The following is a 25,248-nucleotide window of genomic DNA, read 5'->3' as shown; positions in this document are numbered from 1 at the left end:
GCCCCTGCTAACCCTCCGCGCAAATCATCAGGAGACGAACCATGGCCACTTCCGAAGGCTGGGACATGCCGACCGGCGACCTCATGAAGGGCAAGAAGGGCCTGATCATGGGCGTGGCCAATTCCAGCTCCATCGCCTGGGGCATCGCCTCGCAACTGGCGGCCCAGGGCGCGGAACTGGCCTTCACCTATCTGGGCGAGAGCCTGGAGCGCCGCGTGCGCCCGCTGGCCGAGAGCGTCGGCGCCAAGCTGCTGATCCAGGCCGACGTCACCGACGACGCGTCCATGGACGCCGCCTTCGCCGAGCTGGAAAAGACCTTCGGCACGATCGACTTCGTCGTCCACTCGGTGGCCTTCGCCAACAAGGACGAGCTGAAGGGCTCGTTCGTCGACAACACCACGCGCGACAGCTTCCTGCTGGCCATGAACATCTCGGCCTTCAGCTTCGTGGACGTGTCCAAGCGCGCCGCCAAGCTGATGCCGAACGGCGGCAGCCTGATCACCCTGACCTATCTGGGATCCGAGCGGGTCATTCCGAACTACAACACCATGGGCGTGGCCAAGGCGGCGCTGGAGGCGGCGACCCGCTATATCGCCCGCGACCTGGGGCCCAAGAACATCCGCGTCAACGCCATCTCGGCCGGGGCCATGCGCACCCTGTCGCTGGCCGGCATCTCGGGCGGGCGCGGCCTGCACTCCAAGAGCGCCCAGTTCTCGCTGATCAAGGAAGAGACCTCGATGGAAGGCGTCGCCGGCGCCGCCCTGTGGCTGTGCTCGGACCTGGGCCGCTCGACCACGGGCGAGGTCGTCCACGTCGACGCGGGCTTCCACGCCGTGGGCCTGCCGGACGACATGGAGAGCTGATCCCGCTCTTCCGCCCTTTACGGCGACGGTTTAAGGCCGGGGCATGACTGCCCCGGCCTTTTCCATGCGCGGCCCGCCCGCCTCCGCCTTTTCATCCGCCGCCGTCGCCACAGTGATCGGGTTCGGCGGCACGGTGGCCCTGGTGGTGCAGGCGGGACAGGCCCTGGGCGCGGACGCGAGCCAGATCGGCTCCATGGTCACCGCGCTTTGCCTGGCCATCGGCATTCCCGGCGCCCTGTTGAGCTGGCGGTTGAAGATTCCCGTGGTCCTGGCCTGGTCCACGCCGGGCGCAGCCCTGCTGGCCGCATCAACCCTGGGGCTGTCGTGGCAGACGGCGGTCGGCGCCTTCGTCTTTTCCGCTGTCCTGATGATCCTGACCGGGCTGATCCCGGCGCTGGGGCGGCTGGCGGGGCGAATCCCGTCAGCCATCGCCTCGGCCATGCTGGCGGGGGTGCTGCTGCCCTTCGTGCTGCGACTGTTCAAGGTCGTGCCGGACGAGACGGTGCTGACCCTGGGCCTGATTGCGGTCTTTCTGGTCTTCCGGCGACTCTGGCCGACCTGGGCCCTGCCCGCCGTGCTGGCGGCGGCCTTTGCGGTGCTGGCGCTAGGAGGGCAGTTGGCCCTGCCTGCCGGGACAGGCCTGTTCGGCCATCTCCAGCCTGTGGCGCCCGTGTTCGACTGGAAGGCGTCGATCAGCCTGGGCTTTCCATTATTCCTGGTGACGCTGGCGGCGCAGAACCTGCCGGGACTGGTGGTGCTTCAGAGCGCCGGCTATCCGCCGCCGGCCAACCGGTTGATCCTATCGACCGGGATCGCCAGCCTGATCGCCGCACCCTTTGGAGCCCACGGGGTCAATCTGGCCGCCATCACGGCGGCGATCTGCACCGGACCCGACGCCCATCCGGATGCGGGCCGGCGCTGGATCGTGGGCGTCATCTATGGCGGCTTCTATCTGATCACAGCCCTGTTCGCCGCGCCGCTGGCGGGCCTGTTCAGCGCCATGCCCCCGGCCGTGCTGGCGGCCGTGACGGGCCTGGCGCTGATCGCGCCCCTGACCGGCGCCTTGCAGAGCCTGACGGCCGAGGCGCCGTCGCGCGAGGCCGCCGTCCTGACCTTCGCGGCGACGGCCTCTGGACTGGCCCTGTTTGGGGTGGGATCCGCCTTCTGGGGGCTGGTCGTAGGGTTCGCGGCCCTGGGTGCGAGCCGCTTCCTCCGCCGAGCCTAGAGCATGGCTCGCTTTGACGGAATCGGGATTCCCAAGTTTGCGGTGATCTGATTCAACGTTCGTGCTGGATGGGAGGCCAGCCCGGATGACGGCTCCTTATTCGATGGATCTTCGTGAGCGAGCGTTGGCGCGTAAGGCGGAGGGCGAGACACACCGGGAGATCGCGGCGGCGCTTCGGATCAGTCCGTCTTGCGTGTCCAAGTGGACGAAGCGAGTTGGAGAGACAGGTTCGGTGGCGCCGGGCCAGGTCGGCGGCCACAAGCCTCGCACGCTGTCAGGAGACTGCGCCGAATGGCTGCGCACCCGCATCGCCTCAGGGCCGTTCACGCTCAGAGGACTGACGGCCGAACTTGCCGCGCGCGGGATCAAGACCGGCCCTCGAGCGGTGTGGGTGTTCGTGCACGCTGAAGGACTGAGCTTCAAAAAAAACACTGCTGCCTGAGGAGCAGGCCCGGCCTGACGTCGCGCGCCGCCGCGCACGCTGGAAGGCGCATCAGGGGCGGATCGACCCGTCGCGACTGGTGTTCCTGGACGAGACCTGGGTCAAGACCAACATGGCGCCCTTGCGCGGCTGGGGGCCGAGGGGGCGACGCTTGAAGGGCCACTCGCCCTTCGGTCACTGGAAAACCCTGACCTTCATCGCCGCCCTGCGCCATGACCGGATCGACGCGCCCTGGGTTATCGATGGTCCGATCAACGGCGCGATCTTCCTCGTCTACATCGAGAAAATACTGGCGCCGACCCTGTCGCCTGGCGACGTCGTCGTCCTCGACAACCTCGGCAGTCACAAGGGCAAGGCCGCCCGCGCCGCTGTCAGGGCCAAAGGCGCACACATGATCTTCCTGCCCCCTTACTCCCCCGACCTGAACCCCATCGAACAGGTCTTCGCCAAGCTCAAACACCTCATGCGCAACGCCCAGCCCAGAACCATTGAAGCCACGTGGCGAAAGGCCGGAGAGATCATCAACCTCTTCAGCCCCGCCGAATGTGCGAACTACCTCGTCAACTCAGGATACGGTTCCGTGTGAAGGAATCACGCTCTAGTCCCGCGCCGGGATGTTCAGGCCGCGCTGCACGGCCGGACGGGCCAGGCCGCGCTCCAGCCAGGCGGCGACGCGCGGGAAGTCCTTGAAGCCGACGATCTCGCCCGCGTCGTAGAATCCGATCAGATTGCGGACCCAGCCCAGGGTGGCGACGTCGGCGATGGAGTAATCTCCGACGATCCAGTCCCGGCCTTCCAATCGGGTTTCCAGCACGCCCAGCAGGCGGCGGCTTTCGGCGACGTAGCGGTCACGCGGACGCTTGTCCTCATAGTCCTTGCCGGCGAACTTGTGGAAGAAGCCCAGCTGGCCGAACATCGGGCCGATCGCGCCCATCTGGAACATGACCCACTGGATCGTCTCGTAGCGGGTCGCGGGATCGGCGGAGAGCAGTTGGCCGGTCTTCTCCGCCAGATAGATCAGGATGGCGCCGGATTCGAACAGGGCCAGCGGCTGTCCGCCGGGACCGTTCGGATCCAGGATCGCCGGGATCTTGCCGTTGGGGTTCAGCGACAGATATTCCGGCCCCCAAGTCTCATTGGCCATGATGTCGATCAGGTGCGGCTCATAGGCCAGGCCGATCTCCTCCAGCATGATGGAGACCTTCACGCCATTGGGCGTCGGCAGCGAGTAGAGCTGGAGCCGGTCGGGGTGAGCCGCGGGCCAGCGCCGGGTGATCGGGAAGGCGGACAGGTCGGTCATGGCTGAGTCTCGGTTGCGATAGGCCTATGTCGGAGCCGTCCGCTTGATCCGCAACACCCACAGGGGCGGTGTCCGAAATTCAGTCCGGCTCGCGCTCGCCCACCTCGGTCGGGGGCACGGCCAGCAGCCAGCCGTCGGCCAGGTGCAGTTCGGGCGTCGCTTCCTTGGTGAAGGGCAGGTACCAGGTGGGGTCGCCGGTGGCGGGGGCGATTTCCAGCATGTCGTCGGCGCCGAAGTTCTGAACGGACTTGACCCTGCCCATGATCCCGCCTGCCGTGTCGCGGACCTCTACGCCCAACAGGTCGGCGAGATAGAATTCGTCCTCGTCCGGCTCAGGGAAACGGTCGCGGGGGACGTGGAGTTTCAGACCGCGCAAGGCGTCGGCTTCCTCTTTCGTCGCGATCTCCTTGGCCCGGCCTACGATGCCGTTCTTGTCGGGGCGGGTTGCGGTCAGGGTCAGGGCGACCGTGCCGTCGGCGCGCAGCAGCGGGCCATAGGCGGTCAGGGCTAGAGGATCGGCGGTGAAGGCGGTCACCCGCACCTCGCCCCGTACCCCGAAACCGCCGCCGATCTGGCCGACGAGGATAAGTCTGCTGTCCGTGGTCATGATCGTCCTTAGCGCATGAAAAAGGCGGCGTCGAAGGACGCCGCCTTGATCGTGTCTAGACCGAAGAGCTTAGGCTTCGGTCTTTTCTTCAGCGGCTTCTTCAGCAGCGGGGGCCTCTTCAGCAGCGGCTTCAGCAGCGGGCGCTTCTTCAGCCGGAGCTTCTTCAGCAACCGGAGCCGGAGCAGCGGCGGCGGCCGCAGCTTCTTCCTTGGCGCGGGCGGCGGCTTCAGCGGCCTCGACCTTGGCGGCGGCTTCGGCTTCCAGGCGGTCGGCTTCGCGCTGGGCGCGTTCAGCGGCGCGCTCTTGCGCCTTCTTGCCGGGCTGGGCCTTGTTCGGGTTGTTGGACTGGGTCCACTTGACCTTCTGGCCCAGGGTCTCGTCCTGCGACAGGAAACGGGCGACGCGGTCGGTCGGCTGGGCGCCCTTGCCGAGCCATTCGGCGATACGCTCGACCTTCAGGGCGACGCGCGGGGTGGCGCCGTCCTTAGGCAGCATCGGGTTGTAGCTGCCGACCTTCTCGATGAACTTGCCGTCGCGGGGCGAGTGCGAGTCAGCGATGACGATGTGGTAGTAGGGGCGCTTCTTGGCGCCGCCGCGGGCCAGACGAATCTTCAGCATTTTCAGTCTCTTTCTAGGAAGTCGTTATTTCTTGGGAGGGAAGCCCGGAAGGCCCGGCAGGCCCCCCGGAAGTTGTCCGCCGCCCCCGAGGGGGTTTCCAAGGCCCGCAAGGCGGTCCTGAATGGCTTTCAGTTCGTCGGCGCTGGGTTCCGGCGTCTTGCCGCCGCCCAGGGCCTTCAATCGGTTCAGATCGGGGCCGCCGCCCATGCCCGGCATGCCGGGAATGCCGCCGCCGCCGCCGAGGCCGCCCAGCATGGCGGCCATCTGCTGCATCTTCTTGGGGCCGCCGCGCGCCATCTGTTTGACCACGTCGGCCATCTGGCGGTGCTGTTTCAGAACCCGGTTCACGTCCTGCACATCCACGCCGGCGCCGGCGGCGATGCGCTTCTTGCGGCTGGCGTTCAGCAGGTCGGGCTTCTTGCGCTCGGCCTTGGTCATCGAGGAGATGATGGCTTCCTGGCGCAGGATCATGCGGTCGTCGACGCCGCTCTCGGCCATCTGGGACTTCATCTTGGCCACGCCGGGCAGCATGCCCATGATGCCCTGAAGCCCGCCCATCCGTTTCATCTGCTGGAGCTGGCCGGCGAGATCGTCCAGGTCGAACTGGCCTTTGGCCAGTTTGCGGGCCATCTTCTCGGCCTTGGCCTGGTCCAGGTCCTGGCTGGCCTTTTCGACCAGGGCGACGATATCGCCCTGACCCAGGATGCGGCCGGCGACGCGGCGGGCGTCGAACACGTCCAGCGCATCGACCTTTTCGCCGGCGCCCAGATATTTGATCGGCAGGCCGGTGACGGCCCGCATCGACAGCATGGCGCCGCCGCGACCGTCGCCGTCGGCGCGGGTCAGGACCAGGCCCGTCAGGGGCAGGCGGGCGTGGAAGGCGGCCGCGGTGCGGACCGCGTCCTGGCCGGTCAGGCTGTCGGCGACCAGCAGGGTCTCGACGGGCTTGGAGATCTCGGCGACCTCGGCCACCTCGTTCATCAGCCCTTCGTCCAGGGTGATGCGGCCGGCGGTGTCGAGGATCAGGACGTCGAAGCCCTGAAGCTTGGCCGATTGCAGCGCCCGGCGGGTAATCTGGACCGCGCTCTCGCCCGCCACGATGGGCAGGGTCGCGACCTCGATCTGTTTGCCCAGTTGGGCCAGCTGTTCCATCGCGGCCGGACGACGCGTGTCCAGCGAGGCCATCATGACCTTCTTGCGATCGAACTTGGTCAGGCGCAGCGCCAGCTTGGCCGAGGTCGTGGTCTTGCCCGAACCTTGAAGGCCGGCCATCAGCACCACGGCGGGCGGAGTGGCGTTGGTGTTGAGCGGGACAGGCTCTTCGCCGCCCAGCATCTCGATCAGGCCGTCATAGACGATCTTGACCACCTGGTCGGCGGGGCGGACCGAACGGATGACCTCTTCACCGGTGGCGCGTTCGGTGGCGAAGGCGATGAATTCCTTGACGACCGGCAGGGCGACGTCGGCCTCGAGCAGGGCCACGCGCACTTCGCGCATCGCCTCGGCGACATCCTTTTCAGACAGGGCGCCGCGGCCGGTGATCCGGTCGAAGACGCCTGTCAGCCGCTCGTTCAGAGCCTCGAACATTCACTACCTCGTGGCGACGGGTGAAGCGGCTCCATACGACAACGGCCTCTGGCGACGATCACGTCGGCAGAGGGTTCTCGCCAGCCTCGTCCATCACAGATGGGGTCGTGCTGGTGGAGACGCGAGGTTCACTTGCGTCGGAAGCGGCGGCTTATGAAGGAAAACAAGGGGAATGTCGAATCCGAACGCGCCCTTGATTCTTTCGTCATCCTCCGGGCCGCGAAGCGGAACCGGGGGACCCAGCGGCGCGCGCGAGCGCGAACCTGTCGCGGTCGAGGTGTTCCGGCATCTTACGGCGGACGCATCGCCTTCGGCGCCGCTGGGTTCCCCGGTCTGCGCCGCGAAGGCGCGGCTTGCCGGAGAATGACGAACGAAGTGAGTTTCAGACTGAGATATCAAGCACGACACCTTGGGTCTTGCCCTTCTTCATCGCCTCTTCAACGGCGGTTCTGATCGCTTCCTCGATCATCTTGGCGATGATGTCCTCGATCTCCGCCTCGATCGACAGACGCTGCTCCTCGGGCATCGCCGCCAGATCGTCCTCGGTCAACTTCTTGTCAGTGAGAAGCTCCTGCCGGATCTTGGCCTGCAGTTTCTCGAGTCGTTCTTCCTGCGCCCAGGCCTGCAAGCCCTTCTCTCGGATCTTGTCCAGATCGCGATCTAGGGTCGAGGCAGGCTTTTCCTGCCGGGCCAGATAGGGCGTTCCCGCCGTGCCCATGGCGCCAAGGAAACCTCTAACCGACGAAATCGACATGACAATCTCCTTCCGCACGGACCGCCTCGGCGACCCATGCGGGAGGAGATTGCAACCTGCGTGCCGAAATCAGTCCTCGGGCGTCTCTTCCGGAGTTTCGTCCGTCTTCGGCTCGGAGCCCGGCTCCGTCACGACGATATTCTCAGGCGGGGCGGACAGTTTGGACAGGTCGCCGCCGGCGCGCAGGACGTCCAGGGCGCGTTGCAGCTGGTAGTCCTTCTCCTTGTCGAAGTCCTTGCCCGGAGCTTCGAAGGGCGTGTGCGGCCCCTTGCGTTCGGCGCCGATGGAGGCGTCCAGGGCGGTGGCGAAGGCGGCCTCGGAGTAGATGAAGCTGGAACGCGAGACGATCCGAGCCTCGGCCTCGGACCGGGCGACCTCGAGGTCCGGCTCGATGCCGATCTTCTGGATCGAGGCGCCGGACGGGGTGTAGTAGCGGGCCGTGGTGATCGACAGGGCGCCGTCCTGACCCTGGCGCAGCGGGATCACCGTCTGGACCGATCCCTTGCCGAAGCTGGTCAGGCCGACGATGGTCGCCCGCTGGTGATCCTTCAGGGCTCCGGCGACGATCTCGGACGCCGAAGCTGAGCCGTAATTGACCAGGACCACCACCGGCAGGCCGCCGGTCAGGTCGCCGGCCTTGGCGGAGTAGCGCTGGATCTGTTCGGGCTTGCGGCCGCGCTGGCTGACGATCTCGCCGCGCTCCAGGAAGGCGTCGGACACGTCGATGGCGGCGTTCAGCAGGCCGCCGCCATTGTTGCGCAGGTCAAGGACATAGCCCTTCACGCCGGGCTTCTCGGCCTTGATCTTGGCGATGGCCTCGGTCAATTCGCGGCCGGTGTTTTCGTTGAAAGTCGAGACGCGAAGATAGCCGAAGTCGCCCTCGACCCGGCCGGTGACCGACTGGACCTTGATGATTTCACGGGTCAGAACGACCTCGCGCGGCTCCTCGCCGTCGCGCAGGAAGGTGACGCGCACGCTGGTGCCCGCCGCGCCCCGCAGCTTCTCGGACACCTGGCTGACGGTCAGGCCCGCCGCGTTCTGACCCTCGATGGAGGAAATCACGTCCCCCGCCTGAACCCCGGCCTTGGCGGCGGGGCTCTCGTCCATCGGCGAGATCACCTTCACCATGCCGCCTTCGGAGGTGATGGTCAGGCCGACGCCCGAATACTGGCCCTCGGTGCGCTCGCGCAGCTCGTCATAGTTGGACGGCGGCAGATAGTTGGAGTGGGGGTCGAGCGCCGTCATCATGCCGGCCAGGGCGGCCTCGATCAGCTTCTTGTTATCGACCGGGACGACATAGGCCTGCTCGACGATGCCGACCACGTCGCCGAACAACTCCAGCATGCGGAAGGTTTCGTTGCGGGGCGTCTGGCTGGTGGCGACGGCGGCCGAGCCGCCGAGAACCAGGGCGGCGCAGCCGACGAGGAGCAGTTTACGCATTCGGTCTCTTTCGGTCGGGCCGATCATGATGGGCGCCCGTTGGGAGGGTAAGGCCCCGCAGACACGACGAAATCGTGGCGACGCGGCGTCATGCCGATAAAATCAGCGTCAGAGCCGATTGCAAAGCTCTATTGCGGGTCATCGCAGCCAGGGACCGGGATCGATGGGGCGTTCCTCGCGGCGCAGCTCGAAATAGATGTCGCCGTCCGGGCCGCTGCGCCCCAGCGACTGGCCGTCGGCGACGCGGGCGTCAGGCGCGACATCCACGCTCTCCAGCCCCGCGATCACCGCCCGCCAACCGGGGCCGAGATCCAGGATCACCACCTGGCCCCAGCCGGTCAGAGGCCCGGCATAGGCGACCTTGGCGTCGGCGGGCGCGACCACGGCCGCCCGATCCGCGCGCCAGCGCCAGCCCGATGTCCCCGCCCCCCAGGTCTGGCTGGGCGCGCCCTGGACCGGCGCGCTGAGGCGGCTGCGGCCTGCGGGCAGGCGGGAAGGCTCGACCTCGGTCGTCGCTGCGGCCGGGACTGCGCCGCCCAGTTCGCGAATACGGCCCTCCAGAACGCGAGCGGCCCGTTCGGCGGCGCGGGCCTCGGCGTTCAGAACGGCGGTCAGGGCGGTCTTGCGCGCAGTCAGACCCTCGATCTCGGCGCGGCGGTCGCCCTGGGCGCTTTCGGTGGTCAGCAGCCGCTCGGACGACAGGACCGCAAGACGTCGGATGCGCATGATCTCGGCCTGGCGCTCCGCCAGGGCCTTGGCGCGCTTCTCCAGGTTGGGCGTCATGGCCTTCAGCAGGATCGAGGCGCGCACCGTATCGACCGCCTTGTCCGCCGGAACCAGCAGGGGCGGCGGCGGGCGGCGGCTCATCATCTGCAAAGCGCTGAGCAGTCGGCCCTGGGCGTCGCGTTCGCGGGCCAGGTTCGTGACCAGTTCGGCCTCGCGCGCACTGAGCTGCTGAAGGCGGGCGCGCTGATCCTCGATCTGGCGATCATCGGTCTGTTCGTCGGCGCGCAGCGAGGCCAGCCGACGCTCCAGCGTCGCGAGTTCTGACTTGGCCGCATCGGCGTCGGCGCGCAGGCGACGCGCCCGCACGGACTCGTCGCGATATTCGGCCTGGATTCGCGCAAGTTCGCTCTCGGGCGCCTGCCGGCCTGCGGCGGGGGCGGCGAGGATGAGGCCCGTCAGCAGGGCGAGGGAGAGTGTGGCGGCGCGACCCATGTCAATCGCGATGATAGGGTGATCCGGCCAGAATGGTCACGGCCCGATATAGCTGCTCGGCCAACATGGCGCGGGCCAGGGCGTGGGGCCAGGTCTGGGGACCGAAGGCCAGGGTCGAGGCGGCGGCGGCGCGCACGCTCTCGTCCAGCCCGTCCGCACCGCCGATGGCGAAGACCAGGCGGCGTTCGCCCTGGTCGCGCAGTTTGGCGACATGGTCGGCGAAGGCGCGCGAGGAATAGGTCTTGCCGCGCTCGTCGCAGGCGATCAGGTGCGCACCTTCGGCGGCGGCGACGATCAGCTCGGCCTCCGGCGCCTTGCCCGGCTTGCGGGCCTCCAGATCGATCAGTTCGAGGGGGCCCAGGCCCAGCGCGCGTCCCGCGAGGGTGGCGCGCCGGGCGTAGTCGTCGGCGAGCGTCGCCTCTGGCCCCCGGCCCGGTCGGCCGATGGCGACGATGCTCAGCCTCACAGTCCTAGTCGCGGACCATGCGGTGGGCGGAATCGACCGCCCAGATCTTCTCGATATTGTAGAAGGTGCGCACTTCCGGGCGGAACAGGTGCACGATCACGTCACCGGCGTCGATCAGAACCCAGTCGCAGTGCGGCAGGCCCTCGACCTTGGCCTTGCCCAAGCCGTTTTCCTTAAGCGTACGCAACAGGTGGTCGGCGATGGCGCCGACGTGGCGGTGCGACCGGCCCGAGGCGACGATCATGGTGTCGGCCATGGCGCTTTTGCCCTTGAGGTCGATCAGGACCATGTCCTGGGCCTTGTCCTCGTCGAGGCGGCTCAGCAGGGCTTCTTCGAGCGGGGTCGAACCGATCGGGCGCGGGGCGGAATCGCCGAACGCCAGAGGGGATTCAGATCCGTCGTCGGAATGGAGAGGTTCGATAGTGTCCATCTCGTGCGCCGTGTTCGAAACGGCGGCGTCTTGCGTATCATACGCGGGCGAGGGGGTCAGCGGAGGGCTCCAGGAGCGTTGACTAAAGCAGTCCTCTAGCACGAATGGGCCGCAACGTGAACCGCCGCCCCGATCACGAGCCCGCGCGGCGCGCTTTCGCAGTTCGGATCGCCGTCGAGGACAGCGGATTCAGCGGCGCAGTCAGATAGGTCCAGGCCGGAGCCGCCAGGGTCGGCAGCAGCCCGGCCTGCTGATCCGGAACGCGGAAAGTCGCAAAGCGCGCCGCCGCCGGCGCAGTACGACTGTCCAGCAGAGAGCCCGGTCGGGCGATCACCGCCACGGGCATCAGACGCATGATGTCAGTCCAGCCTCTCCAACGGTGGAAGCTGGCCAGATTGTCCGACCCCATCAGCCAGACGAAATGGACGCCGGGGTGCCGCGCGACCAGCAGGCGAAGGGTGTCGACGGTCCAGGCCACGCCGGCGCGGGTCTCGAAGTCCGAGACGATCATCGAGGGGCCGTGGGCATGGTCGCGCGCCGAAGCCATGCGATCGGCCAGGGGGGCGCTTTGGCGGGCGTCCTTCAGCGGGTTCTGGGGCGAGACCAGCCAGACGACCCGGTCCAGGCCCAGGCGACGCATCGCCGTCTCGGCCACATGGGCGTGTCCGTCGTGGGCCGGATTGAAAGAGCCGCCGAACAGGCCGACCTTCATCCCCGGCGCCAGGATCAGACCGTCTCGCAAGCCCCCGGTTCGGGGACCGGCGCCTTTGGGCGCGGGACCGGCGTGAAAAAAGGACAAGCGGCGCGTCTCGGGGGAGTTATGCTCAGCGGCGCCCTTATCATGGCGGGCGATGGTCCGCATACCGATTTCTCCCCCCAGAAGGGAAGCCGCCCCGATCTAGACGGCGGCTTCGAACAAGGCGTCGCGGGCGACGTCGGCGTGGGTCATGGGGAACAGGTGGCCGGCGCCGGCCACGACCTCGACCGTCACCTCGCCCAGACCGCTCGGCCCCAGACCGCTCGGCCCCAGACCTTTCCGCCCCAGACCTTTCGACGATGTCGGCACGAAGGTGAGCGCGCCGTGCTCGGCCTTCAGAATGCGAATGGGACCGGGGTAGCGGCGCATGGCGCGCCACGGATTGTGCGCCTGGGCCGCATAGTTGGCGGCCTCCCAGGCCGGGGTGGCGGTCAGGGTCAGCCCCTCGGGCGTCTCGACCAGCCCCTCGGACAGGTAGTCGGCGAGAACCATGTCGGGCCACCCCTTGAAAGCGCCGCGACCGCGATAGGCGGCCAGGGCCTGCTCGCGGCTATCAAACACCGAGCGGCGACGCCGGGTGGCCTTGGCGATGGGGATGCCCGCCATCAGCCGGTGCGCGAACGGAAGATTGAAGGCGAAGACCGCCGCCCTATTCCAGATCACAGGATCGAACAGGACCAGGTTTGAGACCCGGTCAGGCCGTTCCGCCGCCGCCAACAGCGACGCGGTTCCGCCCATCGAATGGCCGGCCAGGACCACCGGCGGGCCATTAATCGCCTCCAGCAGCGCCAGAATATCGTCGCGGTGATCCAGCCAACTGGCCTTAGGGCGCGCAAACACCGGCAAACCCGAGGCGCCGTGCCCCCGAAGATCCGGGGCCCAGATGCGCAGCGAGGCCGAGAGCGGCGAGAGCAGGCTGCGATAGGTGGCGGCGTTGAAGCCGTTGGCGTGCGAATAGACCAGATCGACCGGGCGGTTCGGATCACCGAAATCCAGCACCGACATCATCCCGCCGCCCCAGTGGTTTTCTATGGGAATACTGAGCCGGCGCGGCGCCGACATCCGAGCCACGTCCATGGTCAAGTAGCCTTGCGGCAGGCCAGACACAGCCCGTGCGCCTCGATCGTGGTGCGTGCGATCGCATAGCCGGCGCTGGCGGCGGCGGCGTCTATCGCGCCCTGGTCCGGGCCGGCGATCTCGCGCGTCGCGCCACAGCAGTCACAAATCAGGAAGGCGGCGGCGTGGAGCGCCGCACCGTTCGCGGCGCCGCCCGAACAAGCGACATAGGCGCTGATCGAGGCGATCCGGTGGGCCATGCCCTGGCGTTCGAGAAACTCCAGGGCGCGATAGACGGTCGGAGGCTTGGCCGCCTGACCATCCTCGCCGAAACGGGCGATCAGATCATAGGCCTTCACCGGCTCTCCGGTTTCCAGCAGCAGGGACAAGACGCGACGACGCGGGGGCGTCATCCGCTCGCCCGCCTCGGCCACACGGGCCTCCGCGCCTTGCAGCGCACGCGCCAGCGCCGCGCCGTGCAGGCCGGAATGATCGTGATCATGGTCGCAGGTGGAACTCATAGGCCACAGCTAATGACTGACCGGCGTCACCGCAACCGATCACCGCTTGACGCCTCGTGATGTTATCTCATAACAAAACATTACCTCTCCCCGAAAGTAGGCCGTCCATGCGACCCTTTGTCACCCGCCCCCTGCTGCTGTCCGCCGTCGCCTCCAGCGCCCTCGCCTGGTGCGCCCTGGGCGGCGCCGCCGTCGCCCAGACCGCACAGCCGACCACCGTTGATGACGTCATCATCACCGCCACCCCGTTCGGCGTGACGCAGCGCGCCACTACAATCGCCACCGACGTGCTGGATGAGCAGAAGCTGGCCATCGCCCCCGCGACCTCGCTGGGCGATCTGGTCAACGGCATGCCGGGCATCCGCTCGACCGACTTCGCGCCGGGCGCCAGCCGGCCGGTGATCCGGGGCCTTTCGGGCCCGCGCGTCCAGGTGCTGACCAACGGCCTAGGCCAGATCGACGCCAGTTCGGTTTCGCCTGACCATGCCGTGGCCACCGACCCCGGCGAGGCCCGCCGGATCGAGATCGTGCGCGGCCCCGCGACCCTGGTCTACGGCGGCTCGGCCATCGGCGGAGTGGTCAATATCATCGACAACCGGATCCCTGAGACCCTGCCGGAAGGCGGGATCGAGGGCCGAGTCTCGACCCAGTATTCCAGCGTCGACGACGGACGCGGCGCCTCGGGTCACGTCACGGTCGGCGCCGGGCATTTCGCCCTGAACGTCAGCGGCGTGACCCGCAAGACCGACGACTATGACATCCCCTCGGCCGCCCGTTCGCAGGTTCTGGCCAACAGCGACGGCGAGCCGCGCGGCGAGGGCGACAAACAGCCCAACTCCTGGTCCGAACTGAACGCCTGGGGCGTCGGCGGCTCCTATATCGCCGACAAGGGCTTCGTCGGCCTGTCTTACAAGTCGACCGAGAGCGAGTACGGCACCGTCGCCGAGCCGGAGGTCTTCATCAATCTTGAACAGGAGCGCTGGGACGGACGCGGCGAATACCGGTTCGACAGCGGTCCGTTCGCCAAGGTCCGCGCCTCCTACGGCCACGCAGACTATACCCACACCGAATTCGAAGGTCCGGGCGAGCCGGGCACAGTGTTCAACTCCGACGGCTGGGAAACGCGCGGCGAACTGGTCCAGCGTGAGCAGAACGGCTGGAACGGCGCCGTCGGCGTCCAGGCCCTGGAGCGCAATTTCGAGGCCATCGGCGAAGAAGCCTTCGTCCCGACCGTCAAGATCGAGGAACAGGGCCTCTACACCGTCCAGCGCTACGACCTGGGCCGCTACGGCTTCGAGGGCGGACTGCGCTATGATCGGCGCACCCTGACCGCCACCCCGATCGGCGAAACGGCCCAGGTCGAGCGCGAGTTCGACAACTGGTCGGCCAGCGCCGCCGCCTTCATTCGGCCCCAGGCCGGGCTGTTCCTGGGCCTCAGCCTCTCGCGCACCGAGCGGGCGCCCAGCGAGGTGGAACTGTTCGCCAACGGCGTCCACATCGCCACCGCCGCCTATGAGACCGGCGACGTGAACCTGGACACCGAAAAGGTCACGACCCTGGAAGGCACGGTCCACTATGATCGCGGCGCCTTCTCCGGCGACCTGCATGTCTACAAGTCCTGGTACGACGGCTTCATCGACGAGCGGGCGACGGGCGACCAGTTCTATTTCGAGGAAGAGGACGAGTACTTCCCAGTCTATCAGTTCGTCCAGACCGACGCCGAGTTCCAGGGCTTCGAAGCCGAAGCCGCCTATGCCCTGTGGGAGAGCGGGGACCGCAAGCTGTCGCTGGAAGGCGCGGCGGACTACGTCAAGGCCGACACCGACCTGGGACCGGCCGCGCGCATCCCGCCGTGGTCCGCCACCGCCCGTCTGGCCTGGACGTCCAAGCTCTGGGATCTGGCCGGCGAAGTGCGTCACGTCGGCGAACAGGATCGTCTGGCCGACAATGAACTGCCGACCGACGCCTATACGATGGTCAATCTGCGCGGCGCGGTCCGTCCGTTTACCGACCGCAACGTCACCGTCTTCGCCGAGGCGCACAATCTGACCGACGAGGAGGCGCGCGAGCACACCTCGTTCCTGAAGGATATCGCGCCCCTGCCCGGCCGAAATCTGCGCGTCGGCGTCACTTACGCCTTCTGACCCCGTCGGCGCGGCCTCACGGAATCCCCCAGTCCGTGAGGCCGTTTGCCGCTGAGGCGGGCTTGGGCTAGAAGGCCCGCCTCAATCAATTCCAGAGTGCCTGGCTTCTCATGACCGACACGACCAACTCGCCGCTTGAAGGCAATGTCCTCTTCTACAAGAACCCCGAGCCGCTGGATCCGGCCCTGCACGGGGCCCTGGGCGTCAGCCCGGCCGACAAGCCCTACGCCTTCGTGGGCCAGACCAATGTCGTGCCGCTGACCGTGACCGAGTTCGCCGCCGCCGCCCTGTCCTATCCGGTCATCTTCACCGGTGAGAACCGCCAGCCCGTCGTGGTCATGGGCCTGCGTCAGGGCGAGAACCTGTTCGTCGCCGATGACGGCGAGTTCCGCCCCGACGCCTATATCCCTGCCTATGTGCGCCGCTATCCGTTCGTCTTCGCTGACGACAAGCAGAACCAGCGCCTGATCCTGTGCATCGACCGCGGCGCGCCGATCGTCTCCGAAGGCGGCGCCAACCCGCTGTTCGTCAATGGCCAAGCCAGCGACTACACGAACATGGCGATGGAGTTCTGCAACAACTTCGAGCAAGAGCGTCAGCGCACCGAAGCCTTCGTCAAGCTGATCCAGGACCTGGACCTGCTGGACGTGCGTGAAGCCGTCTTCACGCCGCGCAACCCCGACGGCACGCCGGGCGCACCGCAGAAGCTGGCCGAATACTACGCCGTCTCGGAAGACAAGCTGAAGGCCCTGCCGGCCGAGAAGCTGGCCGAGCTGCGCGACAACGGCGCCCTGGGCCAGATCTACGCCCACCTGGTGTCGCTGCTGGGCTGGGACCGTCTGATCGCCCTGGCCTTCCTTCGCCAGGCGCCGGGCACGGTCAACTAAGACCTGCACGTTGAAAACAAGCGCCCCGCCGGTCCGCCGGCGGGGCGTTTTTCGTTTCAGCGTCGCGCGAACAGGGCCCGGGTCAGGCAGGAGAAGACCAGCCGCCCGGCCTCGTCGAGCAGATCGTGCGACGCGATCACGATCCCCTTTTCGTCGCCGACGGGATCCTTGCCCATCACGGTCATCCGCCCGCGCAGCAACTCGCCCGGGGGCGGGTTGCGCATGAAGCGCAGGCCGTCCACCGCCAGCACCTTGGTCTGGGCCCAGACGCCGGACTTTTCGGCGGCCAGGCGGCTCCACAGCACATAGACCATGGCGTCGGGCGCGCCGTAGGCGGTGTCCCAACCGGGCGCAAACCGCTCGACGAAGACGTCCAGGGCCGCGGCGTCGACAGCGCAGGCGCCCAGCGGCACCACCTGCCCTGTATCCAGATCCTCAAAGTGGACGAGCAGGGGGTCGCTCATGGCAATCCTTCAGGCGGGTTCTTCGGAAACGCGAACCAGCAGCTTGCCGTCATGATCGCCGGTGAACAAGCGGTTCAGCGAGTCCAGCGCCCCTTCCAGCCCGTCATCGACGTGAACCTTCCACTTGACCCGCCCGTCCGCCAGCCAGGGTCCCATCTCGGCGACCATTTCGCGGGCGCGGGGTGCGTAGTCGAGCACCAGGAAGCCCTGAACATTCAGGCGATGGGTGATGATCCGGGCGAAGTTCGGCGACGGCGGCGCCTTGGTGGCGTTGTAGGACGAGACCAGGCCGCAAACGGCCATCCGTCCGTGCACCTTCAGCCGGTTGAACACGGCGATCATGATGTCGCCGCCGACGTTCTCGAAATTCAGATCTATTCCGTCCGGCGCCAGGCGATCCAGCGCCTCGCCGACGTCCTCGTTCTTGTAGTCGATGGCGGCGTCGAAACCGAGTTCATCGGTCAGCCAGGCGCATTTCGCGGGTCCGCCGGCGATGCCGATGACCCGGCAACCGCGCTGTTTGGCGATCTGGCCGGCGATGGAGCCGACGGCGCCCGCTGCGGCCGAGATGACCAGCGTCTCGCCCGCCTTGGCCTTCAACACGTCCGTGACACCGAAATAGGCGGTCAATCCCGTCATGCCCAAGACTGACATATTGGCCGTCAAAGGCAGGCCGGACGCACGATGCACCGGCCGAAGCCCGCCCTCCGGCACGACGGCGTAGTCGGCCCAGCCGCCCGAGGAGGGCATGACCAGGTCCCCGACCCGGAACCGATCCGACCGGCTGTGCTCGACGATCCCTAGGGTCAGGCCACGCATCACCTCGCCCAAGCCGACCGGCGGGAGGTAGCCCTCGGAATCATTCATCCAGGTGCGGTTGGTCGGATCCAGCGACAGATAGATGGTGCGGACCAGCACCTCGGATTCCTTGATGTCCGGGATCGGGCCCTCGACCAGTTCAAGGTCGCCCGGCTGGATCAGGCCCTTGGGTCGCTGGCGCAACACCCACTGGCGATTGGTCTTTCCATTCGAGGTCATTGTCTATCCTCCGCAGGTTTTCTTTGAGGACCATGGTGGCCCGGTCTCGCGCGACGGTCGAGGCCGCCGCAAAGAAAAAGGCGACCCCTGAGGGCCGCCTTTGAAGTGGCATCATCGAGAATGAGGCGCGGAGGCGACAGATTGGCTTTCGCCAATCTCAAGTCGGGGGGGCGTCGCCGCCTCCGCATTCCGATAACGACGACCTGCATTTGCGGTTCCGTACGCGTTGCGCTTTTTTCCGCTTGCACCTTCGAACCGATCGGCCAATCCGCAACGAACAGGAACGTCGGTTTCCACATCGCGTTGATCTCGCAACATCAACACATGCGGGAGCCCGGAAGATGACGCAGCAAGACCCTTCCCTACGAACTGTAAAGCCGTCCGAGGCTGACCAGCCCGTTAATGCTCAATCAACCCGCCAAGGCAGACCGGGCACGCGGATTCTGTGGCTGCTGATCATTTCCGGCGGCGCCGCGGCCGTCTTGCTTTTGGGGATCTGGTTCTTCAGCCAGGGCGGACTATCGAGCACAAACGCCAATGACGGCGACCAGGCCACAGACGCTCAAGCCTTCCAGGGCGATGCTGCAACCCCGCCGGCCGCCGACGCCCCCACCGGACCGACCGGCGAGGGAAGGCCCGCCCCCACAGGAGAGACTCCGAACGTCAACGCGCCGACCGCGCCCTCCAACTAACAGGCAAGAAAAAGGTCCCGCGACGTCGTCGCGGGACCCGAAGCTCATGACCTATTGGGATTAAGCTGCTTCTTTGTGTCGCGAAGGATGGAAGAATAGCGCCTGGCTGATCGCCGCCTTCACCGTCTCCGGCTGGAAAGGCTTGGTGATCAGGAAGGTCGGCTCGGGCCGCTCCCCGGTCAACAGGCGTTCCGGGAAGGCGGTGATGAAGATCACCGGCACATCCATGCTCTTCAGGATTTCCTTGACGGCGTCGATGCCGGACGAACCATCGGCCAGTTGGATGTCGGCCAGGACCAGGCCGGGCTTGTGACGCGCGACGGCTTCGATCGCTTCCTCGTGCGTCGTAGCGGTGCCGGTGACGCGGTGTCCCAGTTCCTTGACCAGGCTCTGGATGTCGGCCGAAATGATGGCTTCGTCCTCGATCACCAAGACGTCGGTCGCCAGTTCGGCGTCGATGTCGGACTGGGCGTCGGCGATCAGGCGTTCCACGTCCCGCGCATCGGCGGACAGTATCTGGGCGGCCTCGGAGGGCGTGAAGCCCTCAAGCGCGGTCAGCAGGAAGGCCTGACGGGACCGTGGCGCGATGCGAAGCAATCGGCTGGAGGCGTCGGAGCCGCTCTCTGCAGCGAGCCCGTCTTCCAACTGGGCGCCGGTCGAGGACCAGATGGCATGGAAGACGTGGTAAAGCGCCACCCGCGGCGTCATCTCAGGCGACAACTGCTGCTCGCCGGCGGCCAAGGCCTCTAGCGCGACACGCACATAATTGTCTCCAGTCGCCTGATCACCGGTAAGCGCCCGCGCATAGCGACGAACATAAGGCAGATGCGGCGCAAGTCTGGCCAGAAGGCTCATATAGTCAGTCCCCGACAAAAACCGCTGGATCGTCTCACAGGACGCAGCGTTACATCGATTGCAAACGTCCAACCCGGCTCACGGTTCCGCTCCCGCGCCCAAGCTTGAGCATTTATTCCATAATCCCCGGAACTCGCCGCGCAGAGGGACGTTATCGATCCTGCATTTCTGCACTGCAGTTGGGTGGGCGGTGTTCTGTCTATGATTGATTCTTCCGATTCCTCGCGGCGCAAAGGCGTCGATAAACCGGGGGAGGCGGGGCTCGAAGAAGCTCGGCTTCGTCAACAGGCGATAGGCGTCAAGCTGCGCCACATGTTCGACGAGATCGTAAACGAGCCCGTGCCTGATGAGTTTCTTGAAATTCTAAAGCGCGCAGACGCCAAGTCTCCGGGGGGTGGCGCATGAGCTCGCCGCGCCTGGGCGCCGCGCCCAAGCCCGACTCCGCAGACGACGACGGCTTCAAGCGCGAACTGGTCCAGCTGATCCCTCATCTGCGGGCGTTCGCGCGCACCCTGACCGGCGATGCGACGGCGGCTGATGATCTGGCGCAGGACGCCATGATGAAGGCCTGGGACGCGCGCGCCAGCTATCAGATGGGCACCAACATGAAGGCCTGGACCTTCATGATTTTGCGCAACCAGTTCTACTCCGAGAAGCGCCGGTCCTGGCGCCAGTCGCAGCTGGACCAGGAAGCCGCCGAGCGCACGCTGGTGGCGGTCGATGATCCAGAAGCGCCCGTCGCCCTGGACGAGCTTCGTCAGGCCCTGAAGACCCTGCCGGAAGAGCAGCGCGAGGCCCTGATCCTGGTCGGCGCGGGCGGCTTCGCCTATGAGGAAGCGGCCGAGATCTGCGGCTGCGCCGTCGGCACGGTGAAAAGCCGCGTCAGCCGCGCGCGTCGCGCCTTGCAGGCTACGCTGGAAAAGGGCGGTTACGGCCGCGACGGCAAGGCGGCGGGCGACGCCATGCGATCCATTCTCGGCGAGGCCGACAGGCTGGCCGGCGCCCGGTCCTGAAGCCCGGTGACGGACGAGACCAGATTCGGCGGCGTCGGGCGCGGGCCCAAGGTCGAGCGCAGATGGAACTCGGCCAAATTTCAGGGCATTCGCTTTCGGCTGGGCTCGGCGATGGCCCTGGCGCTCTTGCCGATCCTTATTCTCATACTGTTTCAAACCCAGGCCGCCTTCAGCAGCCAGGCTGCGGACCGCAAGGTCGATCTGCAACTGGCCGCCGAACGCAGTGCGGTTGACGTCAAGGCGCGACTGGACAGCGCCCAGGTGTTGTTGCGGGCGCTCAGCCCGGACGCTCTGGGCCCCTATTGCGCCCCGCGGTTGACGGCGCTGGTTGATCGGCTTGACGGTTATGAGGGCCTTTATCGCCTCAGCCCCTCCGGCGCCGCCGTCTGTTCGTCCGGACGCGCCGACGGACTTCGCTCAGGCGTGGCGCCAGCAGTGCAGTCGAATTGGTTCCAGCGCCTGCGGCGGGGCGAGGACATGGTCGTCGTTCGCGCACCGGCCGACGCCGGCTATCCGGCCGCTCTGATTATCGCCATCCGCGCCGAACGACCCATGGGCCGATTCGACGGAGCCATGGCGGCGGTCATCCCCCTGTCTGCGCTCCAGCCCGACATAACGGACCCCGCCCTGCCCACGGCGTCCGAGGCCGCCTTGACTGACGGCGCCGGACGTCTGCTGGTCGCCAGCGATCCCGCCGCCTTCCGCTTCGCCGACGGGGGCGATGTTTCGGGCTGGGTCGCGCGGGCGCGCACCGAAGGCTCTGCAGTGTTCGCCGCCCGGGACAGCCGCGGTCAGGCGCGCGACTATGCCGGCGCCGTGCTGGCGGGCGGCGACCTTTACGCCCTTCTGTCGGCGCCCGCGCCGGGGCTTCTGTCCTGGGCCAGGCTTAACCCGATCGGCAACCTGCTGCTGCCGCTGGGGGCCTGGCTGACGGCCTTTGCGGCGGTGATGCTGTTGTCAGAACGGATCTTCATCCGCTGGCTGGACTATCTGGAGCGGATCGCCGCCCTGTACGCCAAGGGCCGGTTTTCGGTGCGGCCGTTGCAGGCGATGAACGCCCCGTCCGAAATCCGCACCCTGGCCCGAACCCTGGACGAGATGGCCGAAGCCATCACGGTGCGCGACCGTGAACTGACGGACGCCATCGCCGAGAAGGACGCGCTGATGCGCGAAATCCATCACCGGGTGAAGAACAATCTGCAGATCATCTCGTCCCTGCTTTCGATGCAGCAGCGGGCCCTGACCGACGCCCCGGCCAAGGCGGCGCTGGGGGACACGCGCCAGCGGATCTCGGCCTTGGCCCTGATCTATCGCACCCTCTACCAGAGCGATGACATTCGTCATGCCGATGCGCGGGACTTCCTGACCGAACTGGTGGGCCAGCTGGTCGCCAGCGAAGCCGGGCGCGGGCCCGTCGTGGTCAGTTCGGTCGAGGCGGATTCCCTGTTCGTCGATCCCGACAAGCTGGCGCCCCTGGCGCTTTGGCTGGTCGAGGCGGTGACCAACGCCCAGAAGCACGCCTTCGCGGGTCGGGGCGGGGCGTTGAACGTCCGTTTCCGGGTTCATGGAGAAACCTCCACGCTGGAAGTCGAAGACGACGGTCCCGGCCCCTCCGACGGCGCAGAGGCGGGGGTCGGACGGACCCTGATGGGCGCCTTCGCCAAACAGTTGCGGGGTGAAGCCCAGTTCGTCGCGGCGCCGAGCGGCGGAACCATCGCCCGCATGACCTTCGCCACGCCTGAAGCCCTGTCGCCGACCGACCCCTCTGACAAGTCTGGCGCTACGAACGGAACCGGCGCCGTGCGGTCGCGTTGATAGGGCAAGACCGACAGACCCCCATGTCGGCTCAACCGGAGCTTTCTCATGCGCAAGATTTTCGTCCTGGTCGCCGCGGCCGCCGCACTGACCACCGCCGCCTGCAACACCGTCGAAGGCGTGGGTCGTGACACCCAGGCCGCCGGCTCGGCCGTTTCGGGCGCCGCCCAAGACGCCAAGAACTGATCGGCAGCGGCCAAGGCCGCATGATCGACTTGCAAGGCCCCGCTTCGTCGGGGCCTTGTTCGTTTCAGGACCTCATCTGGAGATTTCCGTGAACCAGTCTGCCCGGAACGCCGGCCTCGCCCTGCTTCGCCAGCACGCCTTGATCGCCGGAGAGCCCATCCCGGCCAATGGCGGCGGGATCGCGGTGGACGATCCGGCGACGGGCGACATCATCGGTCATGTTCCCGACCTGGGGGCGGCCGAGACGGAACGCGCCATCCAATCCGCCGCCGACGCCTTTCCCGCCTGGTCGCGCTCTGACCCGCACAAGCGGGCCGCCTTCCTGCGCCAATGGGCCGAGCTGATCGACGAGCATGTCGAGGGCCTGGGCGCCCTCATGGCGCTGGAGAACGGCAAGCCGTTCGAGGAGGCGAAGGGCGAGGTAGTCTACGCCAACGGCTTCATCAAATGGTTCGCCGGAGAAGCCGAGCGGCTGATCGGCGAGACCCAGGACAGCCCGCTGGGCCATCTGCTGCTGACCTATCGCGAGGCGGTGGGGCCGTGCGCCCTGATCACCCCCTGGAACTTTCCGGCGGCCATGCTGACGCGGAAACTGGGACCGGCCTTCGCCGCCGGCTGCACCGCCGTGGTCAAGCCGGCCAGCCAGACCCCCTTCACCGCCATCGCCCTGGCCGAACTGGCCTATCAGGCGGGCCTGCCCAAAGGGGCGCTGTCCATCGTGACGGGCGAGGCTGCGGTGATCGGCAAGGTGCTGACCGACAGCCCACTGATCCGCAAACTGTCCTTCACCGGATCGACCGGGGTGGGACGCAAACTGGCGGAGCAGTGCGCCCCGACCCTGAAGCGGGTGTCGATGGAGCTGGGCGGCGCCGCGCCCCTGGTCGTCTTCGCCGACGCCGATCTGGACCTGGCCGTGGCCGAGACCATCAAGGGCAAGTTCCGCAACTCGGGCCAGACCTGCGTCTGCCCCAACCGGGTCTATGTCGAACGGTCGGTGTCAGAGGCCTATGCCGAAAAGCTGGCGGCGGAAGTGGCGAAGATCAAGGTCGGGCCTGCCTTCGAAGACGGCGTCAAGGTCGGCCCCCTGATCGAGGACAGGGCTGTCGACAAGGTCGAGAAACATGTCACGGCGGTGCAGGCCGATGGCGGCCGGGTGCTGACCGGCGGTTCGCGCCACGAACGGGGCGGTCGCTTCTTCCAGCCGACCGTAACCCTGGGTGGGAACGACCAACTGTTTCGCGAGGAAGAGACCTTCGGCCCGATGATCCCGGTCTTCGCCTTCGACAGCGAGGACGAGGTTCTGGAGAAGGCCAACGCCAGCGATTACGGCCTGGCGTCGTATCTGTTCACCCGCGATCTGGACCGGGCCATGCGCGTCAGCCGCCGGATCGAGGCGGGGATGTGCGGGGTCAACACCGGCCTGATCTCCACCGCCGTCGCCCCGTTCGGCGGGGTCAAACAGTCCGGCTACGGCCGCGAAGGCTCGATCCACGGCATCGACGAATATGTGGACGTGAAGACGGTGACCCTGGCGTTGCGGTGAGAGTCAGACCTTTTTCAGAGACCGGCTGAAATCGGCCACGTCCTGGATCATCAAGTCCTGACCTTCGAACCAGAAGCGCGTCAACGCCTCATGGTTCAGAGCGACCCACTCCAGAGCCTTGGGCGCGATCCGATTGAGATCGCGCTCCTCCAGACTGCTGGCCAGGACGCGAGGATTCGGACCTATCGAGATTGAGGCGCTGGACTGATGTCGACCAGTCTTGAGATACAGTTTGATCCTTGGACCGTGGCCGCCCAATGCGGTCGAAATGAAAATGGTCGCCAGCACGCCGGTCCAGTCGGGTGGCAGATTAGCCATCTCGAAGACGTCCTCCTCGCCCAAAGCGCGCAGTTCCTCATCGAGCGTGGGCTCGCGATCAGTCCAGACGGCGATGCTTTCTTCGACACCCATAGGTCGTATGATCCACACTGGAGCCAGCGAGTCAAATCACGCCAAGTCTGCAGCTGTCGCTGGGCGCCATTTGGCGAATGGGCGGGGAAATAGACTGAATCCACCACAAAAAATGGAGTCTATTTTAGTGTATTTCGCGCGCGGAGGGGCAGGCCGGATGCGTCGGGATTCAGTTGTCAAAGACCGTGCGGGCATTGTCGCACGGTTTTGGAGCGTGGTGGATCGAAGCGCGTTCGCGGGCGATAGGGGGTTGATAAGCCAGGAGTTTGATTGCGGAATTGGGATAGGAAAGGACTTGCCAAGGCGGATCAGGAGGCGCGGCCGCGCCGATCAAGGAAAGTCCGAAGCAGAGGTCGGCCTCGCGTCCGCTAAGCGCCGGTCGTCACACCGGCAAGGCCCCGCGCTTGACCACCGAGCGCATGGCCACGCTCGACGAGACGCGGTGAACCCCCGGCAGCCGGGTCAGGGTCTTGGCGTGGACCCGTTCCAGATCGTCGACGTCGCGCACCACCAGCCGCAGCAGATAGTCGGCGCCCCCGGTCATCAGATAGCATTCCATCACCTCAGGCGCGGCGGCGACCGCCTGTTCGAAGGCGGTCAGCACGGCCTCGGACTGAGACGACAGGGTGACGGTGACGAAGACGCTGATCGGCAGGCCCACGGCCCGCTCGCTGATCACGGCGGCGTAATGATCGACGACCCCAGCCGCCTCCAGCGCCCGCAGGCGACGCAGGCAGGCGCTTTCAGACAAGGCCACCTGACGCGCCAGGTCCGCATTGGTCATGCGGCCGTCCTGCTGTAGCAGGCGAAGCATCTTCCTGTCGGTTCCGTCCAGTTCGACGGCGGAAACGGTCTTCATTGCGCCACTCCATCGCAGAGACTGCGCATGTACGGCGATCAGGTCGCGAAATGAACA

At 66.8% G+C, this 25,248-nt stretch carries 28 protein-coding genes; 11 read left to right on the top strand and 17 right to left on the bottom strand.

Annotated elements, in window-relative coordinates; translation table 11 throughout:
* Nucleotides 1-65: 65 nt before the first annotated feature.
* The 3 genes from OU998_RS02985 to OU998_RS02975 all read left to right on the top strand — a co-directional run bounded on the left by OU998_RS02985 (nucleotide 66) and on the right by OU998_RS02975 (nucleotide 3,116).
* On the top strand, nucleotides 66-863 hold the full coding sequence (locus OU998_RS02985) for an enoyl-ACP reductase FabI (RefSeq protein ID WP_267516691.1): 798 nt from the start codon (nucleotides 66-68) through the stop codon (nucleotides 861-863).
* Between the two features lie 43 nt (nucleotides 864-906).
* Complete coding sequence (locus OU998_RS02980) at nucleotides 907-2,088, top strand: benzoate/H(+) symporter BenE family transporter (protein WP_267515363.1); 1,182 nt, start codon at nucleotides 907-909, stop codon at nucleotides 2,086-2,088.
* An 85-nt stretch (nucleotides 2,089-2,173) separates the two neighbouring features.
* Nucleotides 2,174-3,116 (top strand): IS630 family transposase gene (locus OU998_RS02975; RefSeq protein WP_267515012.1). Its coding sequence is split into 2 segments (ribosomal slippage): nucleotides 2,174-2,509 and nucleotides 2,511-3,116, totalling 942 coding nucleotides; the frame shifts between segments, so codons are not numbered across the junction.
* Between the two features lie 12 nt (nucleotides 3,117-3,128).
* Here the strand turns inward: OU998_RS02975 and OU998_RS02970 are convergent.
* The 12 genes from OU998_RS02970 to OU998_RS02915 form a co-directional block, all read right to left on the bottom strand.
* Nucleotides 3,129-3,830 carry a glutathione S-transferase N-terminal domain-containing protein gene (locus OU998_RS02970; RefSeq protein WP_267515362.1) on the bottom strand — a complete coding sequence of 234 codons (702 nt, stop codon included), beginning with the start codon at nucleotides 3,828-3,830 and terminating at the stop codon, nucleotides 3,129-3,131.
* 79 nt (nucleotides 3,831-3,909) lie between these two features.
* Nucleotides 3,910-4,437, bottom strand: coding sequence for a ribosome maturation factor RimM (gene rimM, locus OU998_RS02965; RefSeq protein WP_267515361.1), 528 nt, complete (start codon nucleotides 4,435-4,437; stop codon nucleotides 3,910-3,912).
* A 69-nt stretch (nucleotides 4,438-4,506) separates the two neighbouring features.
* Nucleotides 4,507-5,055, bottom strand: a complete 549-nt coding sequence (gene rpsP / locus OU998_RS02960; RefSeq protein ID WP_267515360.1) for a 30S ribosomal protein S16 — start codon at nucleotides 5,053-5,055, stop codon at nucleotides 4,507-4,509.
* Between the two features lie 24 nt (nucleotides 5,056-5,079).
* Nucleotides 5,080-6,642: a signal recognition particle protein gene (gene ffh / locus OU998_RS02955; RefSeq protein WP_267515359.1), complete on the bottom strand. Its 1,563-nt coding sequence runs from the start codon at nucleotides 6,640-6,642 to the stop codon at nucleotides 5,080-5,082.
* A gap of 382 nt (nucleotides 6,643-7,024) precedes the next feature.
* Entirely contained in the window at nucleotides 7,025-7,396 is a 372-nt protein-coding gene (locus OU998_RS02950; protein ID WP_267515358.1) for a hypothetical protein, read from the bottom strand.
* Nucleotides 7,397-7,465: 69 nt separating this feature from the next.
* The gene (locus OU998_RS02945) at nucleotides 7,466-8,836 is read right to left on the bottom strand and encodes a S41 family peptidase (RefSeq protein ID WP_267515357.1); all 1,371 of its coding nucleotides are present in this window, start codon (nucleotides 8,834-8,836) and stop codon (nucleotides 7,466-7,468) included.
* 138 nt (nucleotides 8,837-8,974) lie between these two features.
* Entirely contained in the window at nucleotides 8,975-10,054 is a 1,080-nt protein-coding gene (locus OU998_RS02940; protein WP_267515356.1) for a murein hydrolase activator EnvC family protein, read from the bottom strand.
* A gap of 1 nt (nucleotide 10,055) precedes the next feature.
* Complete coding sequence (gene rlmH / locus OU998_RS02935; protein ID WP_267515355.1) at nucleotides 10,056-10,520, bottom strand: 23S rRNA (pseudouridine(1915)-N(3))-methyltransferase RlmH; 465 nt, start codon at nucleotides 10,518-10,520, stop codon at nucleotides 10,056-10,058.
* Between the two features lie 4 nt (nucleotides 10,521-10,524).
* Entirely contained in the window at nucleotides 10,525-10,950 is a 426-nt protein-coding gene (rsfS, locus tag OU998_RS02930; protein WP_267515354.1) for a ribosome silencing factor, read from the bottom strand.
* Nucleotides 10,951-11,083: 133 nt separating this feature from the next.
* Nucleotides 11,084-11,680 (bottom strand): nicotinate-nucleotide adenylyltransferase, encoded by a 597-nt coding sequence (locus OU998_RS02925; protein WP_420709826.1) that lies wholly within the window; start codon nucleotides 11,678-11,680, stop codon nucleotides 11,084-11,086.
* A 168-nt stretch (nucleotides 11,681-11,848) separates the two neighbouring features.
* Nucleotides 11,849-12,784: an alpha/beta hydrolase gene (locus tag OU998_RS02920; protein WP_267515352.1), complete on the bottom strand. Its 936-nt coding sequence runs from the start codon at nucleotides 12,782-12,784 to the stop codon at nucleotides 11,849-11,851.
* Between the two features lie 2 nt (nucleotides 12,785-12,786).
* A complete protein-coding gene (locus OU998_RS02915) occupies nucleotides 12,787-13,284 on the bottom strand; it encodes a Fur family transcriptional regulator (protein WP_267515350.1) in 498 nt (165 codons plus the stop codon).
* A gap of 107 nt (nucleotides 13,285-13,391) precedes the next feature.
* Here OU998_RS02915 and OU998_RS02910 point away from each other — a divergent pair, with 107 nt between their 5' ends.
* Together OU998_RS02910 and OU998_RS02905 are read left to right on the top strand one after the other, a co-directional pair.
* Nucleotides 13,392-15,428 carry a TonB-dependent receptor gene (locus OU998_RS02910; RefSeq protein WP_267515349.1) on the top strand — a complete coding sequence of 679 codons (2,037 nt, stop codon included), beginning with the start codon at nucleotides 13,392-13,394 and terminating at the stop codon, nucleotides 15,426-15,428.
* 110 nt (nucleotides 15,429-15,538) lie between these two features.
* Nucleotides 15,539-16,315: a SapC family protein gene (locus tag OU998_RS02905; protein ID WP_267515348.1), complete on the top strand. Its 777-nt coding sequence runs from the start codon at nucleotides 15,539-15,541 to the stop codon at nucleotides 16,313-16,315.
* 56 nt (nucleotides 16,316-16,371) lie between these two features.
* Here the strand turns inward: OU998_RS02905 and OU998_RS02900 are convergent, their stop codons facing one another.
* A complete protein-coding gene (locus tag OU998_RS02900) occupies nucleotides 16,372-16,779 on the bottom strand; it encodes an acyl dehydratase (protein ID WP_267515347.1) in 408 nt (135 codons plus the stop codon).
* 9 nt (nucleotides 16,780-16,788) lie between these two features.
* Nucleotides 16,789-17,817: an NADP-dependent oxidoreductase gene (locus tag OU998_RS02895; RefSeq protein WP_267515346.1), complete on the bottom strand. Its 1,029-nt coding sequence runs from the start codon at nucleotides 17,815-17,817 to the stop codon at nucleotides 16,789-16,791.
* Between the two features lie 341 nt (nucleotides 17,818-18,158).
* Between OU998_RS02895 and OU998_RS02890 the strand changes: the two genes are divergently transcribed.
* Nucleotides 18,159-18,509, top strand: a complete 351-nt coding sequence (locus OU998_RS02890; RefSeq protein WP_267515345.1) for a hypothetical protein — start codon at nucleotides 18,159-18,161, stop codon at nucleotides 18,507-18,509.
* Between the two features lie 60 nt (nucleotides 18,510-18,569).
* On the opposite strand, the gene OU998_RS02885 is transcribed toward OU998_RS02890, so the two are convergent.
* Nucleotides 18,570-19,364, bottom strand: a complete 795-nt coding sequence (locus OU998_RS02885) for a response regulator (RefSeq protein ID WP_267515344.1) — start codon at nucleotides 19,362-19,364, stop codon at nucleotides 18,570-18,572.
* A gap of 201 nt (nucleotides 19,365-19,565) precedes the next feature.
* Between OU998_RS02885 and OU998_RS02880 the strand changes: the two genes are divergently transcribed.
* From OU998_RS02880 to OU998_RS02860, 5 genes are all read left to right on the top strand, one after another.
* Nucleotides 19,566-19,769 (top strand): NepR family anti-sigma factor, encoded by a 204-nt coding sequence (locus OU998_RS02880; RefSeq protein WP_267515343.1) that lies wholly within the window; start codon nucleotides 19,566-19,568, stop codon nucleotides 19,767-19,769.
* Nucleotides 19,766-20,377, top strand: a complete 612-nt coding sequence (locus OU998_RS02875; RefSeq protein WP_267515342.1) for a sigma-70 family RNA polymerase sigma factor — start codon at nucleotides 19,766-19,768, stop codon at nucleotides 20,375-20,377. Before OU998_RS02880 ends, OU998_RS02875 begins: the two co-directional genes overlap by 4 nt.
* 111 nt (nucleotides 20,378-20,488) lie before the next feature.
* The gene (locus OU998_RS02870) at nucleotides 20,489-22,192 is read left to right on the top strand and encodes a sensor histidine kinase (RefSeq protein WP_267516689.1); all 1,704 of its coding nucleotides are present in this window, start codon (nucleotides 20,489-20,491) and stop codon (nucleotides 22,190-22,192) included.
* 48 nt (nucleotides 22,193-22,240) lie between these two features.
* On the top strand, nucleotides 22,241-22,378 hold the full coding sequence (locus OU998_RS02865; RefSeq protein ID WP_008264300.1) for an entericidin A/B family lipoprotein: 138 nt from the start codon (nucleotides 22,241-22,243) through the stop codon (nucleotides 22,376-22,378).
* A gap of 88 nt (nucleotides 22,379-22,466) precedes the next feature.
* Nucleotides 22,467-23,921, top strand: coding sequence for an NAD-dependent succinate-semialdehyde dehydrogenase (locus OU998_RS02860; protein ID WP_267515340.1), 1,455 nt, complete (start codon nucleotides 22,467-22,469; stop codon nucleotides 23,919-23,921).
* 3 nt (nucleotides 23,922-23,924) lie between these two features.
* On the opposite strand, the gene OU998_RS02855 is transcribed toward OU998_RS02860, so the two are convergent.
* Both OU998_RS02855 and OU998_RS02850 read right to left on the bottom strand, forming a co-directional pair.
* Nucleotides 23,925-24,332: a hypothetical protein gene (locus tag OU998_RS02855; RefSeq protein ID WP_267515339.1), complete on the bottom strand. Its 408-nt coding sequence runs from the start codon at nucleotides 24,330-24,332 to the stop codon at nucleotides 23,925-23,927.
* 382 nt (nucleotides 24,333-24,714) lie between these two features.
* Nucleotides 24,715-25,191 carry an Lrp/AsnC family transcriptional regulator gene (locus OU998_RS02850; RefSeq protein ID WP_008258826.1) on the bottom strand — a complete coding sequence of 159 codons (477 nt, stop codon included), beginning with the start codon at nucleotides 25,189-25,191 and terminating at the stop codon, nucleotides 24,715-24,717.
* Between the last annotated feature and the right edge of the window lie 57 nt (nucleotides 25,192-25,248).

It is taken from the genome of Brevundimonas sp. SL130, from assembly GCF_026625805.1.
GTDB lineage: Bacteria > Pseudomonadota > Alphaproteobacteria > Caulobacterales > Caulobacteraceae > Brevundimonas.
Note: the sequence above shows the minus strand (reverse complement) of the source record. Positions and strands in the feature narration are given on the sequence as shown.

Coding starts and splice junctions, on each gene's coding strand:
- OU998_RS02885 (WP_267515344.1), bottom strand. CDS start 19,364: ATGAGCCTTCTGGCCAGACTTGCGCCGCATCTGCCTTATGTTCGTCGC.
- OU998_RS02850 (WP_008258826.1), bottom strand. CDS start 25,191: ATGAAGACCGTTTCCGCCGTCGAACTGGACGGAACCGACAGGAAGATG.
- OU998_RS02915 (WP_267515350.1), bottom strand. CDS start 13,284: ATGAGTTCCACCTGCGACCATGATCACGATCATTCCGGCCTGCACGGC.
- rimM (WP_267515361.1), bottom strand. CDS start 4,437: ATGACCACGGACAGCAGACTTATCCTCGTCGGCCAGATCGGCGGCGGT.
- OU998_RS02895 (WP_267515346.1), bottom strand. CDS start 17,817: ATGACCTCGAATGGAAAGACCAATCGCCAGTGGGTGTTGCGCCAGCGA.
- OU998_RS02870 (WP_267516689.1), top strand. CDS start 20,489: ATGGCCCTGGCGCTCTTGCCGATCCTTATTCTCATACTGTTTCAAACC.
- OU998_RS02985 (WP_267516691.1), top strand. CDS start 66: ATGCCGACCGGCGACCTCATGAAGGGCAAGAAGGGCCTGATCATGGGC.
- OU998_RS02855 (WP_267515339.1), bottom strand. CDS start 24,332: ATGGGTGTCGAAGAAAGCATCGCCGTCTGGACTGATCGCGAGCCCACG.
- OU998_RS02905 (WP_267515348.1), top strand. CDS start 15,539: ATGACCGACACGACCAACTCGCCGCTTGAAGGCAATGTCCTCTTCTAC.
- OU998_RS02900 (WP_267515347.1), bottom strand. CDS start 16,779: ATGAGCGACCCCCTGCTCGTCCACTTTGAGGATCTGGATACAGGGCAG.
- OU998_RS02970 (WP_267515362.1), bottom strand. CDS start 3,830: ATGACCGACCTGTCCGCCTTCCCGATCACCCGGCGCTGGCCCGCGGCT.
- OU998_RS02940 (WP_267515356.1), bottom strand. CDS start 10,054: ATGGGTCGCGCCGCCACACTCTCCCTCGCCCTGCTGACGGGCCTCATC.
- OU998_RS02950 (WP_267515358.1), bottom strand. CDS start 7,396: ATGTCGATTTCGTCGGTTAGAGGTTTCCTTGGCGCCATGGGCACGGCG.
- rpsP (WP_267515360.1), bottom strand. CDS start 5,055: ATGCTGAAGATTCGTCTGGCCCGCGGCGGCGCCAAGAAGCGCCCCTAC.
- OU998_RS02865 (WP_008264300.1), top strand. CDS start 22,241: ATGCGCAAGATTTTCGTCCTGGTCGCCGCGGCCGCCGCACTGACCACC.
- OU998_RS02890 (WP_267515345.1), top strand. CDS start 18,159: ATGACGCAGCAAGACCCTTCCCTACGAACTGTAAAGCCGTCCGAGGCT.
- OU998_RS02945 (WP_267515357.1), bottom strand. CDS start 8,836: ATGCGTAAACTGCTCCTCGTCGGCTGCGCCGCCCTGGTTCTCGGCGGC.
- OU998_RS02880 (WP_267515343.1), top strand. CDS start 19,566: ATGATTGATTCTTCCGATTCCTCGCGGCGCAAAGGCGTCGATAAACCG.
- ffh (WP_267515359.1), bottom strand. CDS start 6,642: ATGTTCGAGGCTCTGAACGAGCGGCTGACAGGCGTCTTCGACCGGATC.
- rsfS (WP_267515354.1), bottom strand. CDS start 10,950: ATGGACACTATCGAACCTCTCCATTCCGACGACGGATCTGAATCCCCT.
- OU998_RS02980 (WP_267515363.1), top strand. CDS start 907: ATGACTGCCCCGGCCTTTTCCATGCGCGGCCCGCCCGCCTCCGCCTTT.
- OU998_RS02910 (WP_267515349.1), top strand. CDS start 13,392: ATGCGACCCTTTGTCACCCGCCCCCTGCTGCTGTCCGCCGTCGCCTCC.
- OU998_RS02920 (WP_267515352.1), bottom strand. CDS start 12,784: ATGGACGTGGCTCGGATGTCGGCGCCGCGCCGGCTCAGTATTCCCATA.
- OU998_RS02875 (WP_267515342.1), top strand. CDS start 19,766: ATGAGCTCGCCGCGCCTGGGCGCCGCGCCCAAGCCCGACTCCGCAGAC.